This window comes from Nocardia xishanensis NBRC 101358 (genome assembly GCF_001613365.1).
GTDB lineage: Bacteria > Actinomycetota > Actinomycetes > Mycobacteriales > Mycobacteriaceae > Nocardia > Nocardia xishanensis.
Map to the genome: position 1 here is coordinate 1 of NZ_BDCF01000023.1, position 15,739 is coordinate 15,739.

The window sequence follows — 15,739 nt, forward strand, 5'->3', positions numbered from 1 at the left end:
TGGACGAGATGTCGGCGACGAATACGACGCTACGTGTCGCGACTCGGAAGAACGCCTCGATCAAGGTGTCCGCCGTGATGGACACCAAGTTATGCAATACGGCCGCGCCCGACTACTACGCGGCACGGCCGGGATTCAGGGTCAGCAACCTCCACTACGTCAACGAAGCCGAGCGTACGACGTCTTGCTTTGTGGCCGCTGGGCTGAGAAGGTCGGGCGGCTCCGTGCCGATGTGGTGCAGGGCCTAGACTCGACCGGTGCGCCTCGTGATTGCTCGTTGCCAGGTCGACTACGTCGGTCGTTTGACCGCTCACCTTCCGATGGCCCGCAGGCTGCTGATGATCAAAGCCGACGGCTCGGTGCTCGTCCACTCCGACGGCGGCTCGTACAAGCCGCTGAACTGGATGAGCCCGCCGTGCTGGCTGGAAGAGCGGGATGCGGCCGCCGCGGAACTGCCCGAGGGCGCGAAGGCGCTGTGGGTGGTGACGAACAAGGCGGGCGAGGAACTACGCATCACCATCGAAGACGTGGAGCACGACTCGTTGCACGAGCTGGGCGTCGACCCCGGGTTGGTGAAAGACGGTGTGGAAGCCCATCTTCAGGAGTTGCTCGCCGAACACGTGCAGACGCTCGGTCCGGGCTACACGCTCGTCCGTCGTGAGTACATGACCGCCATCGGGCCGGTGGACCTGCTGTGCCGCGATGCCGACGGCGCGACCGTGGCGGTGGAGATCAAGCGGCGCGGGGAAATCGACGGTGTGGAACAGCTGACTCGCTACCTGGAATTGCTGAACCGCGACCCGTTGCTCGCCCCGGTGAGCGGAGTGTTCGCCGCCCAGCAGATCAAGCCGCAGGCGCGTACCCTCGCCGAGGATCGCGGCATCCGTTGCCTCACACTCGATTACGATGCCCTGCGCGGCACGGAGAGCAACGAATTCCGCCTCTTCTGACCCCGACACGAATCCATGATCACCGTCGCGACCTGGAACGTGCTGCACCGCGTACACGCTGAGAACTGGTACGAGGACGTCGCTGCCAAATGGCCTGTCGAAGCCGAGCGGATCGACGCCATCGCCGCGCGTATCGCGAAGCGTTCCGAGCAGATCATCGCGCTGCAAGAGGTCAGCGGTGATCTGCTGACGGCGCTGCGTGACGCGTTGCCGGATCGCACGATCCACACGCTGCGCTATCCCCGGGTGCCGCGGTCGAAGCGCATACCGACGGCGCTGCGGGAGCGGGACGAGTACCTGGCGCTCGTGGTCGACGATCCAGGGCGAAAGGTGTTCGCGGCGGCGTTCGGCGACGATCCCGGCAAGGGTGCGTTGGCGGTGGCGACGTCCGGGCTGACGGTGGTCGCCACGCACGTCACCGGAGACGATCGCCGCGGGCGGCAGCTGTCGACGTTGGCGGGGGTGGCGTTGTCCGATCCCACACGTCCCGCTGTGCTGCTCGGTGACTTCAACGCCGACCGTGCGGTCGTGGCCGACGGGCTCGGCCCCGGCTTCACCGTGGCGGAGCTGCCCGCCGACGCGCTGCCCACCCGCCCGCGCACCGCCGGCGCCAAGTCCCAGTTCATCGACCACGTGGTCACGCACGGCATCGACGCGCGCGAGGCCGCGGTGGAGAGTGTCGACGGGCTGTCGGACCACAATCTGGTGCGCGCGTCCTTCACCGTGTGAGGCACGTCGGTAGCGGGCTGCGTGGCCCGGCCTGCGTAAGGGGGCGGAGTCCGGCCGCAGGCGCCCATTAGGCTTGTCGGCATGCCTCGTCGGAAACCGCGCGCTCGCAATCAGGCCGGGTCCGACGTCGCGCCGCTCGGCGACGTGTTCGGCCGCACTGAACGCGGTCCGGACGACGACGAGGTCTACGTCGTCCGCACCATTCCGGGCACCCGCGCCACGAAGACCTACCGCTGCCCGGGATGCGACCACGAGATCCCGCCCGGTGTGGCCCATATCGTCGCCTGGGCCGCAGACGGCGGCGAGGACGACCGCAGGCACTGGCATCGCGGCTGCTGGAACGGTCGCCGGACGCGCCGCATCACCCGTCGCTGGTCCTGAACGGCCCGCGTCGTCGATTCCCTGCCGACGACGTACCCCGCACAACTAAGAAGGCCGCTCCCCTGACGGGAGCGGCCTTCGGGTGAATTCTGTTCTGGTACTGCGTCGTCGCCTCAGCCGACGTCAGTTGGCGATGTCGGCGTTCTCACGCTCGTCGATGTCCAGGTCCTCGTCCTCGCTGCTGACCTCGGGGATCGCTTTGGTGGTGCGGGCGCCGACCGACTTGGTGCTGCCGCCGATCGACTTGCGCTGCTCCGGAACACCGTCCAGCAGTTCGCTTTCCCGGTTGACCGCGGCGAGCATCGCGGGCACCGAGTCGAGCTGACCGCGGATACCGAGCAGCTGGGCGAGCACCCGTCCACGCAGCACGCGCATCTCCTCGGCCAGTTCCTTGGCGTGCGCGATCTTGCGCTCGGAGGTCTGGGTGGCGGAGGTGATGAGGCGGTTGGCCTCGTCGGTCGCGTCCTTGATCCGCTGGGCGGCCTCGGCGCGGCTGGTGGCTTCCAGCTCCTCCATGGCGCGGGTGAGCTTGGTACGACGCTCGGCCATGGTGACTTCGAAGTCCTGCTGGGTCGCCTTGCGCTTGGCTTCGGCTTCCTTGCCGAGGCGCTCGACCTCGGCTTGAGCGGCTTCGATGATCTTCGCCGACTCGGTGCGTGCGTTCGCGAGGGTCTGCTCGAACTCGATGTCGAGGGCCTCGCGCTTCTCCTTGGTCTCCGCGAGCAGCGACTCGTACTTGCCGCGCATCTCGGTCGCCTGCTGCTCCGCGATCGACACCATTTCCGCGGCCTCGGCCTGGGCGAGGGCCCTGACCTCGGAGGCCTCGTCGGAGGCCAGTCGCAGCATGCGGGAGATGCGGTCGGACATGCCTTCGGCAGTGGTCGGCGGCACCGAGAGTCGGTCGACCTCCTTGCGGAGCTCGTCGATCTCGTCCCGCGCGTCCTCCAACTGGCTCGCGAGGTTACGGGCTTGCGCCGCAGCAGCATCGCGATCGGTGGCGGTGACCCTCAGCTCGGCATCGAAGCGGTCGAAGTAGTTACGCACCTCGTCTTGCGCATAACCCTTGCGCACAACGGTGAAGGGCAGTGCAACGAAGCGATTGCGATCGGACTCGGGTGACGACATGGCACACAAACTACAGCCTATGGAGGGCCGATGGTGACTCGACCGCGAATGTGATCTGGACGAGTTTTTCGGCCCCGATCTTGATACTAGTGCGTAACATTCGGGTTCGGCTCGACCAACTCGATCAGCACACCGCCAGCATCCTTCGGGTGGATGAAATTGATGCGGGAATCGGCGGTTCCGTGCCGCGGGGCCTCGTACAGCAAACGCAGACCGCGATCCCGCAGATAAGCGGAGACGGCCTCGATGTCGGTGACGCGGTAGGCGAGCTGCTGGAGGCCGGGTCCGCTGCGATCGATGAACTTTGCGATCGTGGAATCCGCGTTGAGGGGCGCCAGCAACTGCAGAGCAGTCGCGCCGTCCGGCGCACCGGGGAGCGACAGCATGGCCTCGTGCACGCCTTGGCTCTCGTTGACCTCGCGGTGGGTCTCGATCATGCCGAGATTCTCGGCGTACCAGGCGATTGCGGTGTCCAGGTCGGGGACGGCGATGCCGACGTGGTCGATCGCGACCACGTAGTCGCCCGGAATGAGTTCGGATGTCTGATTCGCGTTGCTCACGACTCGACGGTAGCGCTTACCTGCGTGAGGCCGCCGGAGACCGACAGGCTACCGTTGAGTACAACTCTTGACGCCGCGCCGTCGCCTGTGCGATGGCGCGCGGGTTCCACCAATGAATGCGAGGCTCGTCGTGACCACAACCGTCATCGTCTCCGGTGCGCGCACCCCGGTCGGCAGGCTGCTCGGCGGTCTGAAGGACTTCTCCGGGTCCGATCTCGGCGGTTTCGCGATCAAGGCGGCGCTCGAGAAGAGCGGCGTCGCTCCCGAGCAGGTCGACTACGTGATCATGGGCCAGGTGCTCACCGCGGGCGCGGGCCAGATCCCCGCCCGGCAGGCGGCGGCGGCCGCGGGCATCCCGATGGACGTGCCCGCCCTGACCCTGAACAAGGTGTGCCTGTCCGGCATCAACGCGATCGCGCTCGCCGATCAGCTCATCCGCGCCGGCGAGTACGATATCGTCGTCGCGGGCGGCCAGGAGTCCATGAGCCAGGCGCCGCACCTGCTCGAAAAGAGCAGGGAGGGCTTCAAGTACGGCGATGTGACGCTGCGCGACCACATGGCCTACGACGGCCTGCACGACATCTTCACCGACCAGGCCATGGGCGCGCTCACCGAGCAGCGCAACGACACCGACAGCATCAGCCGCGAGGACCAGGACGCCTTCGCGGCGGCCTCGCACCAGCGCGCGGCGGCGGCGTGGAAGAACGGTCTGTTCGACGAGGAGGTCGTCCCGGTCGCGGTGCCGCAGCGCAAGGGCGATCCGGTGCTGGTGAGCACCGACGAGGGCATCCGCGCCGACACCACCGCGGAGTCGCTCGGCAAGCTGCGCCCGGCCTTCCGCAAGGACGGCACCATCACCGCGGGCACCGCCTCGCAGATCTCCGACGGCGCGGCCGCGGTGGTCGTGATGAGCAAGGAGAAGGCGCAGCAGCTCGGACTGAGCTGGATCGCCGAGATCGGCGCCGCGGGCGTGGTGGCCGGTCCCGACTCCACCCTGCAGGACCAGCCGGCCAACGCCATCGCGAAGGCTTGTGCGCGCGAGGGCATCTCGCCCGCCGACCTGGATGTGGTCGAGATCAACGAGGCGTTCGCCGCGGTCGGCATCGCGTCGGCCCGCAAGCTGGGCATCGACACCGAGAAGGTGAACGTCAACGGCGGCGCCATCGCCATCGGACACCCGCTCGGCATGTCGGGCGCCCGTATTGTGCTGCATCTGGCCCTCGAGCTGAAGCGCCGCGGCGGCGGCGTCGGCGCGGCCGCGCTGTGCGGTGGCGGCGGTCAGGGCGACGCCCTCATCATCAAGGTGTAGTTCTCCTGGGCGTCGCGTCCGGTGCGTTCCGCGCCGGACGCGACGCCCGTCCTTTCGGCGCATCCGGCCGTGGACATCGATGTGACGTGTTCAACTACGACTCGTCGTAGTGCATCCGGCACAATGGGGCGCATGGGTTTCTTCGATCTGCGCAGCGTCGCCGGTAGATTCCGATTCTTTGCGGTGCTCGAGGCACTCTCGTGGCTCGGCCTGCTGGTGGGAATGGCCTTCAAATACCTGCCCGATCCCGGCAACGAAGTGGGCGTGAAGATCTTCGGCCCGGTGCACGGCGCCATCTTCGTCCTGTTCGTGCTGACCTCGCTGCTCGCCGCGCGTGAGCTGAACTGGAACTGGAAGACCCTCGTCCTCGCGCTGCTGTCCAGCATTCCGCCGTTCTTCACGGTGATCTTCGAGGTCTGGGCCGTGCGCACCGGCAAGCTGGGCGAGCTGAGCAACGCCGACGCGACCCCCGCCGCGGAAGCCGTTCGCGTCCCGTCGTGACAAACTGGAAACCGTGACTCGACCTGCCGCACGCCGTCCCTCGCCCGCCGTCGCCGCCGCCATGTCCGGGGCGGTCGATCTGTCCAGTCTGAAGCAGCCGCCCGCCGGTGCGGCGTCCGCCGGCGACTACGCGGTCGGCGAGGCGGACTTCGAGACCAAGGTGCTGCGCAGGTCGATGCAGGTTCCGGTGATCGTCGCGCTGTACTCGCAGCGCAGCCCGGGCAGCGTCGAGCTGGTCAGGACCCTGGAGCGGTTGGTCGTGGCCGACGGCGGCGCCTGGGAGCTGGCCACCGTCGAGGCCGAGGCCAATATGCGCATCGCGCAGGCGCTGCGGGTGCAGGGCATCCCGACGGTGATCGCCATCGCGGCCGGGCAGCCGCTGGCCGATTTCGAGGGCGCGCAGCCCGAGCCGCAGGTCAGACAGTGGCTCGACGCGGTGGTCGACGCGGTCGCGGGCAAGCTCGAGGGCGGCGCGGCCGAGCCGCAGCCCGCGGAGGATCCGCGCTTCGCCGCCGCCGAGGACGCGCTCGAGCGCGGTGACCTGGCCGGCGCCGAGGCCGCCTACGAGGCGATCCTGGCCGCGGAACCGAACAACGAAGAGGCCAAGGGCGCGCTGCGGCAGCTGCGCTTCCTGGCCAGGGCACAGCAGGTGCCCGATTCGGCGCTGGCGACCGCCGATCAGGATCCGGCGAATGTCGACGCCGCCATCGACGCCGCCGACCTCGAACTGCTCAACCAGCGGCCGGAAGCGGCGTTCGACCGGCTGATCGCCGTCGTCAAGCGCACCGCGGGCGACGACCGCACCAAGGCCCGCACCCGTCTGCTCGAGCTGTTCGAGCTGTTCGATCAGGCCGAGCCCTTCGTGGTCGCGGCCCGCCGCAAGCTGGCCGCCGCGCTGTACTGATCGACCGCGACTCATCGTCCGCGCCGATTCGCGACCAACCGCTTTTCGGAGCTGACCGATCTCGGTGCGCCGACTGATCCGATCGCTTTCTCGAACACAACGATGACCATGGACGCCCGGAGCGATGACGCGCCGGGCGTCTTCGGTATCCGCTGTTCGAGCGGGCGTCGGTTGTCGCCATTCCGCTGTTCAAGCGGGCGGCCCCGCCAACCACACCGCACTGTTCGGCGCGAGTGCGACGCTCGCCGAGAACGGACGGCCGTGCCAGGGGATCTCCTCGGTCTTCACCGCGCCGTAATTGCCGATGCCGGAACCGCCGTACTCCGCCGCGTCGGTGTTGAGGATCTCGGTCCACTCGCCCGCTACGGGCAGGCCGACCCGGTATTCGCCGTGCACCGATCCGGAGAAGTTGTGCACGCACGCGACCACCGAGCCGTCGGCGCCGTAGCGCAGGAACGCCAGCACATTGTGTTCGCGGTCGTCGGCCTCCAGCCAGGAGTAGCCGCCGGGCGTGGTGTCCTGGCTCCAGAACGCCGGGTGGGCGCGGTAGACCGAGTTGAGGTCGCGCACGGCCGCGGCGATGCCGGAATGCAGTGGATTGTCCAGTTCGGCCCAGTCCAGGCCGCGATCGTGTGACCACTCGCGGAACTGACCGAAATCCTGGCCCATGAACAACAGCTGTTTGCCCGGATGCGCCCACATGTAGGCCAGCAGCGCCCGGACGCCCGCGGCCTTGGCGAAATCGTCGCCCGGCATCCGCGTCCACAGCGTGCCCTTGCCGTGCACGACCTCGTCGTGGCTGATCGGCAGGACGTAATTCTCGCTCCAGGCGTACATCAGCGAGAAGGTGATCTCGTTGTGGTGCCAGGAGCGGTGGATCGGATCCCGGCGCAGGAAGCCGAGGGTGTCGTGCATCCAGCCCATGTTCCACTTCATGGTGAAACCGAGGCCGCCCACGTCGGTGCCGCGCGTGACGCCGGGCCAGGTGGTGGATTCCTCGGCGACGGTGATCACGCCGGGATGGTGGCGGTGCACGGTGTCGTTGAGGTCCTGCAGGAAGTCGACGGCTTCCAGGTTCTCCCTGCCGCCGTGCACGTTGGGCTCCCAATCACCTTCTCGGCGTGAGTAATCCAGGTAGAGCATGGAGGCGACCGCGTCGACGCGCAGGCCGTCGATGTGGAACTCCTCGATCCAGTAACGCGCGTTGGCGACGAGGAAGTTGCGCACCTCGTGCCTGCCGAAGTCGAAAATGTAGGTGCCCCAGTCGAGTTGCTCACCGCGCCGCGGGTCGGCGTGCTCGTAGAGCGGGGTGCCGTCGAAGCGGGCCAGCGCCCATTCGTCGCGCGGGAAGTGGGCGGGCACCCAGTCGAGCAGCACGCCGATGCCAACGCCGTGCAGGTGGTCGACGAAGGCGCGGAAGTCGTCGGGGGAGCCGAACCGCGCCGTCGGGGCATAGTAGGAGGTGACCTGATAGCCCCAGGAGCCGCCGAACGGGTGCTCGGCGATGGGCAGCAGTTCGACGTGCGTGAAGCCCGCTTCCCGCACGTAATCGGCCAGCTGCTCGGCCAATTCGCGATAGCCGAGGCCGGGCCGCCACGACCCGAGGTGCACCTCGTAGACGCTCATCGGCGCCCGGTTGGGATCGGTCGCGGCGCGGCGTTCGAGCCAGTCGGCATCGTCCCAGGTGTAGCCGCTCTCGGTGACGACCGACGCGGTCGCCGGCGGGTGTTCGGTGGCGAAGGCCAGCGGGTCGGCATGGTCGACGGTGCGTCCGTCGGCGCCGTGCACCCGATATTTGTACTTCTCGCCGACCCCGATGCCCGGGACGAAGACCTCCCAGACACCCGACGTGCCGAGCGCGCGCATCGGCGCGGTGTTACCGCTCCAGCCGTCGAAATCGCCGATCACGGTGACGCCGCGGGCATTCGGCGCCCATACCGCGAACGATGTGCCGTCGACCGGGCCGTCCAGCGTGGTGTAGCGGCGCAGATGGGCGCCGAGCACGTCCCACAGTCGCTCGTGGCGGCCCTCGCCGATCAGGTGCAGGTCGAGTTCGCCGACGCTGGGCAGGAAGCGATAGCCGTCGGCGGCGACGACGGTCGGTCCGCCGGGGTATGTCGTGACGACGCGGTAGTCCATCAGATCCGGATAGGGCAGCACCGACGCGAAGATCCCGTACCCCAACGGTTTCAGCGCGTGGTCGACCTCGCCGACGCGCACCGCGACCGTGTCCGCGTGCGGGCGCAGCACCCGCACGACCGTCCCGTCCGGATGCGGATGCGCGCCAAGGACGGTGTGCGGATCGTGATGGGTGCCCGCCGCGAGCAACATCAGATCGCGGCGGTTGATGGTGGCCACGCGGGTCATCGGAAGGACCGCCGGTAGGCCAGCTCCAGACGCGCGGGTGCGGGCACCGGCGGCAGCGCGATGATGTGCGCGACCGCCTTGGCCGGGTCGAGGCGCACGTAATTCGTCTGCGCCCAGTGGTATTCCTCGCCGCTCACCTCGTCGACTACCACTGGGTGGTCGTGCCATTCGCGTCCGATGGCGGGCAGATCGAGCGAGACGAAGCCCCACTCCGCGCCGTAGGGGTTCAGGTTCACGACAACGAGCACCGCGTCGCCGCTGACCGGATCGAATTTGGAGTACGCGAGGAGTGCGTCGTTGTCGACGTGGTGGAAGTGCAGGCAGCGCAGCTGTTGCAGCGCCGGGTGGGCGCGGCGGATCTCGTTGAGCCGGGTCAGCCAGGGTTCCAGCGATTCGCCGCGTGCCAGCGCCTCGGCGAACGGGCGCGGGCGCAGCTCGTACTTCTCCGAGTCCAGGTACTCCTCGCTGCCCGGACGCACCGCCTGGTGCTCGAACAGCTCGAAACCGGAGTACACGCCCCAGGTCGGCGCCAAGGTGGCGGCGAGCACCGCACGGATCGCGAACATACCCGGCCCGCCGTGCTGGAGGCTCTCGTGCAGGATGTCGGGGGTGTTGACGAAGAGGTTGGGGCGGGCCTCGTCGGCCTTGGCGGCCAGCTCGTTGCCGAATTCGATGAGCTCCCACTTCGCCACCCGCCAGGTGAAATACGTGTAGGACTGGCTGAATCCGCGCCGGCCCAGGCCGTAGAGGCGGGCCGGGCGGGTGAACGCCTCGGACAGGAAGATCACGTCCGGATCGGTGCGCCGGACAGTGGCGATCAGCCATTCCCAGAAGTCGGCGGGCTTGGTGTGCGGGTTGTCGACGCGGAAGATCTTGACGCCCAGGCCGATCCAGTGCCGGACGACGCGCAGCACCTCCGCGTAGAGTCCATCGGCGTCGTTGTCGAAGTTGACCGGATAGATGTCCTGGTACTTCTTCGGCGGGTTCTCGGCGAAGGCGATGGTGCCGTCGGGCAGCGTGGTGAACCATTCCGGGTGGGCGGCGACCCATGGGTGGTCCGGCGCGCATTGCAGCGCCAGGTCGAGGGCGACCTCGAGACCGAGTTGATTTGCGGCGGCGACGAATTCGACGAAATCGGCTTCGGTGCCGAGCGCCGGGTGCACGGCGTCGTGTCCGCCGTCCCGCGAACCGATCGCCCACGGGGAACCGACATCGCCGGGTTCGGCGGTCAGCGCGTTGTTGCGGCCCTTCCGGTTCACCTCGCCGATCGGGTGGATCGGCGGCAGGTACACGACGTCGAAGCCCATGCCGGCGATCCGGGAGAGTTCCTTGGTCGCGGTGGCGAAGGTGCCGTGCACGGGTTCGCCTTCGGCGTCCCAGCCGCCGGTGGAGCGCGGAAAGAACTCGTACCACGAGCCGTACAGCGCGCGGTGCCGCTCGACCTGCACGGTGTGCTGAGGGCCACGGGTGACCAGATCGCGCAGCGGCGTGGCGTGCAGGATCTCGCCGACTTCCTCGGAGAACGCGGGCGCGACTCTGGCGGGCAGCTGCTCGTCGCTGCGCAACGCCGCCGCCACCGCGCGCAGCTTCTCGAACTTGGCCTTCGGCAGCGCCTGCGCGGCTCGCTCGAACAGCCGCGCACCGAGCTCGAGGTCGTTGGCCAGATCGACGGCGCTCTGCCCGACCGCGAGCTTGACCTCCACCGCGTGCCGCCAGGTCGCGATGGGATCGCTCCAGCCCTCCACGCGGAAAGTCCACGCGCCGGGCAGGTTCGGGACGAAGGCGGCGTTGAAGACGTCGGGCTCGAAGTCCGGGGTCATCCGGATCCGGGTGGCCCGCGCCGCTCCTGGTGCGCGCACCGTGAGCGTGGCGGCGACCGCGTCGTGCCCCTCGCGCCACACCACGGCGCGCACCGGGAAGACCTCGCCAACCACGGCCTTGGCCGGGCGGCCGCCGGGGATGGACGGGGCGGTGTCATCGATGGCGATGCGGCCGGTCACGTGGACCAACCTACCCGGTGCCGTGACCATGGCGTGGAATCAGCGGGCATCGGCGGCCAAGCCGAGGCCGAGCGCGACCAGCGCGGCGCCGAGTGCCCGCTCCACCCGCTGCCGGATGCGCGCGTGGCGCAGCAAGCCGCCCGCCCGGTCGGCGGCGAGCACCACACCGACGCACCACGAGGTGTCGATCACCAGCTGGATCGCGGCGAGGATCAGCACCGTCGGCAGTACCGGCCCGCTGGTCGGCAGGAACTGCGGCAGGATCGTCAGGCCGAACACCGCGGCCTTGGGGTTCGCGGCGATCGAGAGCAACGCGGCGCGGAATGCCGAGGCGGGGGTGCGTCCCGCGGGCAGCATGGCCGTCATGGTCGAGCCGAACGCGTCGTCGCGGCCCGCGCCGCGCCAGGCCTGCACGCCGAGATAGATCAGCACCGCCGCGCCGAGCACGTGCACGGCGGTGTCGAGCACGGAGTTCGCGACCAGCAGGACGGAGAGCCCGGCCCCGCCCGCCAGGGTCCAGCCGAACACGCCGATTTCGTTGCCCGCTACCGCGGCGAGACCGGCGCGGCGACCGTCGCGTAACGACCGTTGGAGGAACAGGGCCGTCGCCGGGCCCGGCAGCGCGGCGAGCGCGAGACAGGCGAGCAGGAATTCGGGAAGCACGTCGACCCAGTGCGGCATCAGCAGATGCTGTCACGAGCGGCGCGGTCCGGCCAGTGGAATCGGGGCGCGGCTCGCCGGAGGCGGCCGAGGGGCGCGGCGTTCGGTAGGGTTCCCCAGGTGAAGGCATTGCGTCGATTCACCGTCCGTGCCCATCTGCCCGAGCGTCTCGCGGCCCTGGGCGAGCTTTCCACGAATTTGCGCTGGTCATGGCATTGGCCGACGCAGGATCTCTTCCGGGAACTCGACCCCGACCTGTGGCTCGAGGTCGGGCACGATCCCGTGCGGATGCTCGGCGAGGTGCCCGCGTCCCGGCTCGACGAGCTGGCCGCCGACGCGGACTACGCGGGCCGGGTCGACGCGGCCGCGGCGAATTTGCGCGATTACCTCGCCCGCCCCGGCTGGTTCCAGCGCCAGAACGGCGAGGGTGGCGTGCGCGGCATCGCTTACTTCTCGATGGAGTTCGGCGTCACCGAGGTGCTGCCCAACTACTCCGGCGGACTCGGCATCCTTGCGGGCGATCACCTCAAGGCCGCCTCGGATCTGGGGCTGCCGCTGATCGGCGTCGGCCTGCTGTACCGCTCCGGCTATTTCCGGCAGTCGCTGTCCTCGGACGGCTGGCAGATCGAGCACTATCCCGCGCTCGACCCGCAGGGCCTGCCGTTGCGCCTGCTCACCAGCGACGGGTCGCCGGTGCTGGTGCGCGTGGCGATGCCAGAGGACAGGGTGCTGCGGGCGCGGGTCTGGATCGCGCAGGTCGGTCGGGTGCCGCTGCTGCTGCTCGATTCCGATATCGCCGAGAACGATCCGGAACTGCGCTCCGTCACCGACCGGCTCTACGGCGGCGATCAGGACCACCGGATCAAGCAGGAGATCCTGGCCGGCATCGGCGGCGTGCGCGCGGTGCGGGCCTACACCAGGGCCGCGGGCCTGCCCGACCCCGACGTATTCCACATGAACGAAGGTCACGCAGGCTTCCTCGGCGTCGAGCGAATCCGCGAATACCTCGCGGGCGGCCTGGATTTCGATACCGCGCTGGCCGCCGTCCGGGCCGGGACGGTGTTCACAACGCACACCCCGGTCCCCGCGGGCATCGACCGGTTTCCGATGCCGCTGGTTCGCCGCTATTTCGGCGGCGGGCACGGCGAGACCGAATCCGCCATGCTGCCCGGCCTTTCCGTTGACCGCATCGTGGCGCTCGGCCGTGAATCCGATCCGTCGGTGTTCAACATGGCGAACATGGGACTGCGGCTGGCCCAGCGCGCCAACGGTGTGTCCCAGCTGCACGGCGAGGTGAGCCGGGGGATGTTCGCGCCGCTGTGGCCGGGCTTCGATGCGGCGGAGGTGCCGATCGGCTCGGTGACCAACGGCGTGCACGCGCCGACCTGGGCCGCGCGCGAATGGCTCGACAAGGCGCGCGAACTCATCGGCGCGGAGCTGGTCGAGGAGGCGCGCGGCTGGGAACGGCTGCGCGATGTCGATCTGGGCGAACTGTGGTCGACCCGCAACACCCTGCGGGCCACGCTGGTCGCCGAGGTGCGTCGCCGGATGCGCGCGTCCTGGCTGGAGCGCGGCGCCGCCTCGGCCGAACTGGGCTGGATCGACAAGATCTTCGATCCCGACGTACTCACCGTCGGTTTCGCCCGCCGCGTCCCGACCTACAAGCGCCTCACGCTGATGCTGCGCGATCCGGAGCGGCTGCGCGCCCTGCTGCTGCACCCCGAGCGGCCGATGCAGCTGGTCGTCGCAGGCAAGAGTCACCCGGCCGACGACGGCGGCAAGTCGCTCATCCAGCAGGTCGTGCGGTTCGCCGACGATCCGGAGGTGCGCCACCGCATCGTCTTCCTGCCCGACTACGACATGTCGATGGCCAGGTACCTGTACTGGGGTTGCGATGTGTGGCTGAACAATCCGCTGCGCCCGCTCGAGGCCTGCGGCACCTCGGGCATGAAGTCCGCGCTCAACGGCGGGCTCAACCTCTCCATCCGAGACGGCTGGTGGGACGAGATGTACGACGGCGAGAACGGCTGGTCGATCCCCACCGCCGACGGCGTCGCCGACGAACACCGCCGCGACGATCTGGAGGCCGCCGCGCTCTACGACCTTTTCGAGCGCGCCGTCGCGCCGCGGTTCTACGACCGCGACGGCGCGGGCATGCCGGTGCGCTGGGTCGAGATGGTCCGGCACACCTTGCAGACCCTCGGCCCGAAGGTGCTCGCCTCCCGCATGGTGCGCGACTATGCCGTGCAGTACTACGAGCCCGCCGCGGGCGCCTCGCAGCGCGCGACGGCCGACGACTTCGCGGGTGCGCGAGCGATCGCGGAATACCGCGGCCGAGTGTCGGCGGCGTGGCCCTCGGTGAAGGTGATCCAGGTGGACAGCACAGGCCTGCCGGACACCCCGATCATCGGCGCGCCGGTCTCGCTCACCGCGCGCGTCGAGCTGGGCGGGCTGCACCTGTCGGACGTGGTGGTGCAGGCGGTGTTCGGTCGCGTCTCGCCGACCGACGAGCTGTCCGATGTCACCATCATCCCGATGACGCACGTCGGATCGGATGCGGGCGTGGAGTTCTTCGGGGTCGAGACGCCGCTCCCGGTGTCCGGTGCCGTCGGCTACACCGTCCGCGTGCTGCCGCACAACGAGCTGCTCGCCTCCGACTCGGAGCTCGGTCTGGTGGTCGCGCCGAGCGCCTGATCCGCGGTGGCGATTCCGCACGGGTGAGCATCCTCACGTGTGTCCTCGAGCGGAGGAGCTCGCACCGGCACCATGGTTCAGTGAATCGTCGGTTACCGTGCCTGGGCATCCCTTGCTCGACTGCCAGGACTGGAGAACCCATGGCCACCGACCTGCTGACCAGGACCCGAGGTCGCCTCGACGCGTACTTCGGCGTCAGTCGGACCGGATCGACGATGCGCCGCGAGGTGATGGCGGGCACCGTGACGTTCCTGGCCATGTCGTACATCCTCGCGGTCAATCCCGCGATCCTGGGTGACGAGGGCGCGCTCGGCGACAAGGGAATCCCGATGCAGGCGGTGTTCACCGCCACCGCCGTCGCCGCGCTGGTCGGCACCCTGGTGATGGGCCTGTGGGCGCGGTATCCGATCGCGCTCGCGCCGGGCATGGGACTCAACGCGTTCTTCGCGTTCTCGGTGGTGCTCGGCATGGGCATCCCGTGGCAGGTCGCGCTGTCGGGCACGTTCCTGTCCGGCGTCATCTTCTTCGTGCTGGCCGTGACCAAGGTCCGAGAGAAGATCCTCAACGCGATTCCGCTGCAATTGAAGCTGGCGGTCGGCGCGGGCATCGGCATGTTCGTCGCGTTTCTCGGACTCAAGAACGCGGGCATCGTCACCTCCAGCGAGGCGACCTTCGTCAAGCTGGGCGATTTCACCGAGGGCACCACGCTCCTCGCGCTGTTCGGCCTGACGGTGACCTTGGTGTTCCTGGTGCGTGGCTGGCACGGCGCGGTGCTCTACGGCATCGTGCTCACGGCCGGTCTCGGCATCGTCACCGGGTTGGTCGAGCTGCCCAGCGGCGTCGCGGCGCTACCGCGCGGGCTCGACGAGACCTTCGGGCAGGCCATCGTCCACCTGCCCGACGCGTTCACCGCGCAGATGGCCGTTGTCGTGCTGACGATGTTGTTCGTCGACTTCTTCGACGCCTCAGGCACGCTCATCGGCGTGGCCAACCAGGCCAGGCTGCTGGACATGGACGGCAAGCTGCCGCGCGCCGCGAGCGCGTTCGCCGCCGACTCGGTCGGCACCATGGCGGGCGCGGTCATCGGCACCTCGACCACCACCGCCTATGTGGAATCCACGGCAGGCGTCTCGGCGGGCGGCCGGACCGGCTTGACCGCGGTGACCACGGCGGGGTGGTTCCTCGTCGCGATGTTCTGCTATCCGATCTTCGCGGTCGTCGCGGGATCGACCGAAGTGACCGCGCCCGCGCTGATCGTGGTCGGCATCCTGATGGCGCGCTCGCTCGGCGAGATCGACTGGAACCGGCTCGAGTACTCGGTGCCCGCGTTCATCACCATCATCGTGATGCCGCTGACCTATTCGATCGCGAACGGGCTGGCCATGGGCATGATCTTCTACCCGGTGGTGATGGTCGCGCGCGGCCGGATCAAGGAAGTTCATCCCGCCATGTGGGCGCTGCTGGTGATCTTCCTCGGATACTTCTTCTTCCTCGCGGAGTAGCCGGAATAGATCCCGCGAGCGCGGAGTTGGGACGAACTGCAGGATAATCGGACCACG

The 15,739-nt window shown here is 68.9% G+C and carries 14 protein-coding genes; 9 read left to right on the forward strand and 5 right to left on the reverse strand.

Annotated features, from left to right (window positions below; translation table 11 throughout):
- The 4 genes from NX1_RS37430 to NX1_RS19345 form a co-directional block, all read left to right on the forward strand.
- Window positions 1-248: hypothetical protein (locus tag NX1_RS37430; RefSeq protein WP_218024148.1), on the forward strand; the 248-nt coding region annotated here is incomplete at its 5' end.
- Between the two features lie 9 nt (window positions 249-257).
- Window positions 258-950: an endonuclease NucS gene (gene nucS / locus NX1_RS19335; protein ID WP_068061213.1), complete on the forward strand. Its 693-nt coding sequence runs from the start codon at window positions 258-260 to the stop codon at window positions 948-950.
- Window positions 951-965: 15 nt separating this feature from the next.
- Complete coding sequence (locus NX1_RS19340; RefSeq protein WP_068061216.1) at window positions 966-1,679, forward strand: endonuclease/exonuclease/phosphatase family protein; 714 nt, start codon at window positions 966-968, stop codon at window positions 1,677-1,679.
- Window positions 1,680-1,760: 81 nt separating this feature from the next.
- On the forward strand, window positions 1,761-2,060 hold the full coding sequence (locus NX1_RS19345) for an Rv1322 family protein (RefSeq protein WP_068061219.1): 300 nt from the start codon (window positions 1,761-1,763) through the stop codon (window positions 2,058-2,060).
- A gap of 123 nt (window positions 2,061-2,183) precedes the next feature.
- On the opposite strand, the gene NX1_RS19350 is transcribed toward NX1_RS19345, so the two are convergent.
- Both NX1_RS19350 and mce read right to left on the reverse strand, forming a co-directional pair.
- On the reverse strand, window positions 2,184-3,185 hold the full coding sequence (locus tag NX1_RS19350; protein ID WP_068061221.1) for a coiled-coil domain-containing protein: 1,002 nt from the start codon (window positions 3,183-3,185) through the stop codon (window positions 2,184-2,186).
- A gap of 86 nt (window positions 3,186-3,271) precedes the next feature.
- Window positions 3,272-3,745 carry a methylmalonyl-CoA epimerase gene (gene mce / locus NX1_RS19355; protein ID WP_174555495.1) on the reverse strand — a complete coding sequence of 158 codons (474 nt, stop codon included), beginning with the start codon at window positions 3,743-3,745 and terminating at the stop codon, window positions 3,272-3,274.
- A gap of 130 nt (window positions 3,746-3,875) precedes the next feature.
- Here mce and NX1_RS19360 point away from each other — a divergent pair, with 130 nt between their 5' ends.
- The 3 genes from NX1_RS19360 to NX1_RS19370 all read left to right on the forward strand — a co-directional run bounded on the left by NX1_RS19360 (window position 3,876) and on the right by NX1_RS19370 (window position 6,459).
- Complete coding sequence (locus tag NX1_RS19360; protein ID WP_068061459.1) at window positions 3,876-5,054, forward strand: acetyl-CoA C-acetyltransferase; 1,179 nt, start codon at window positions 3,876-3,878, stop codon at window positions 5,052-5,054.
- Between the two features lie 132 nt (window positions 5,055-5,186).
- Window positions 5,187-5,555 carry a DUF3817 domain-containing protein gene (locus NX1_RS19365; protein ID WP_084501566.1) on the forward strand — a complete coding sequence of 123 codons (369 nt, stop codon included), beginning with the start codon at window positions 5,187-5,189 and terminating at the stop codon, window positions 5,553-5,555.
- A 61-nt stretch (window positions 5,556-5,616) separates the two neighbouring features.
- The gene (locus tag NX1_RS19370; RefSeq protein WP_068061224.1) at window positions 5,617-6,459 is read left to right on the forward strand and encodes a tetratricopeptide repeat protein; all 843 of its coding nucleotides are present in this window, start codon (window positions 5,617-5,619) and stop codon (window positions 6,457-6,459) included.
- Between the two features lie 189 nt (window positions 6,460-6,648).
- Here the strand turns inward: NX1_RS19370 and glgB are convergent, their stop codons facing one another.
- From glgB to NX1_RS19385, 3 genes are read right to left on the reverse strand one after another with little or no spacing between them, the layout of a single operon-like run.
- Window positions 6,649-8,826, reverse strand: coding sequence for a 1,4-alpha-glucan branching protein GlgB (gene glgB / locus NX1_RS19375; protein WP_068061227.1), 2,178 nt, complete (start codon window positions 8,824-8,826; stop codon window positions 6,649-6,651).
- Entirely contained in the window at window positions 8,823-10,826 is a 2,004-nt protein-coding gene (locus NX1_RS19380) for an alpha-1,4-glucan--maltose-1-phosphate maltosyltransferase (protein ID WP_068061462.1), read from the reverse strand. The genes glgB and NX1_RS19380 overlap by 4 nt, the downstream gene beginning before the upstream one ends.
- A 39-nt stretch (window positions 10,827-10,865) precedes the next feature.
- Window positions 10,866-11,507: a LysE family translocator gene (locus NX1_RS19385; protein WP_174555497.1), complete on the reverse strand. Its 642-nt coding sequence runs from the start codon at window positions 11,505-11,507 to the stop codon at window positions 10,866-10,868.
- Between the two features lie 99 nt (window positions 11,508-11,606).
- Between NX1_RS19385 and glgP the strand changes: the two genes are divergently transcribed.
- Window positions 11,607-14,180, forward strand: coding sequence for an alpha-glucan family phosphorylase (gene glgP, locus NX1_RS19390; RefSeq protein WP_068061233.1), 2,574 nt, complete (start codon window positions 11,607-11,609; stop codon window positions 14,178-14,180).
- 140 nt (window positions 14,181-14,320) lie between these two features.
- Entirely contained in the window at window positions 14,321-15,682 is a 1,362-nt protein-coding gene (locus NX1_RS19395) for an NCS2 family permease (RefSeq protein ID WP_068061236.1), read from the forward strand.
- Window positions 15,683-15,739 lie beyond the last annotated feature (57 nt).

Coding starts and splice junctions, on each gene's coding strand:
- NX1_RS19340 (WP_068061216.1), top strand. CDS start 966: ATGATCACCGTCGCGACCTGGAACGTGCTGCACCGCGTACACGCTGAG.
- NX1_RS19350 (WP_068061221.1), bottom strand. CDS start 3,185: ATGTCGTCACCCGAGTCCGATCGCAATCGCTTCGTTGCACTGCCCTTC.
- NX1_RS19395 (WP_068061236.1), top strand. CDS start 14,321: ATGGCCACCGACCTGCTGACCAGGACCCGAGGTCGCCTCGACGCGTAC.
- glgB (WP_068061227.1), bottom strand. CDS start 8,826: ATGACCCGCGTGGCCACCATCAACCGCCGCGATCTGATGTTGCTCGCG.
- NX1_RS19370 (WP_068061224.1), top strand. CDS start 5,617: ATGTCCGGGGCGGTCGATCTGTCCAGTCTGAAGCAGCCGCCCGCCGGT.
- NX1_RS19345 (WP_068061219.1), top strand. CDS start 1,761: ATGCCTCGTCGGAAACCGCGCGCTCGCAATCAGGCCGGGTCCGACGTC.
- NX1_RS19385 (WP_174555497.1), bottom strand. CDS start 11,507: ATGCCGCACTGGGTCGACGTGCTTCCCGAATTCCTGCTCGCCTGTCTC.
- NX1_RS19365 (WP_084501566.1), top strand. CDS start 5,187: ATGGGTTTCTTCGATCTGCGCAGCGTCGCCGGTAGATTCCGATTCTTT.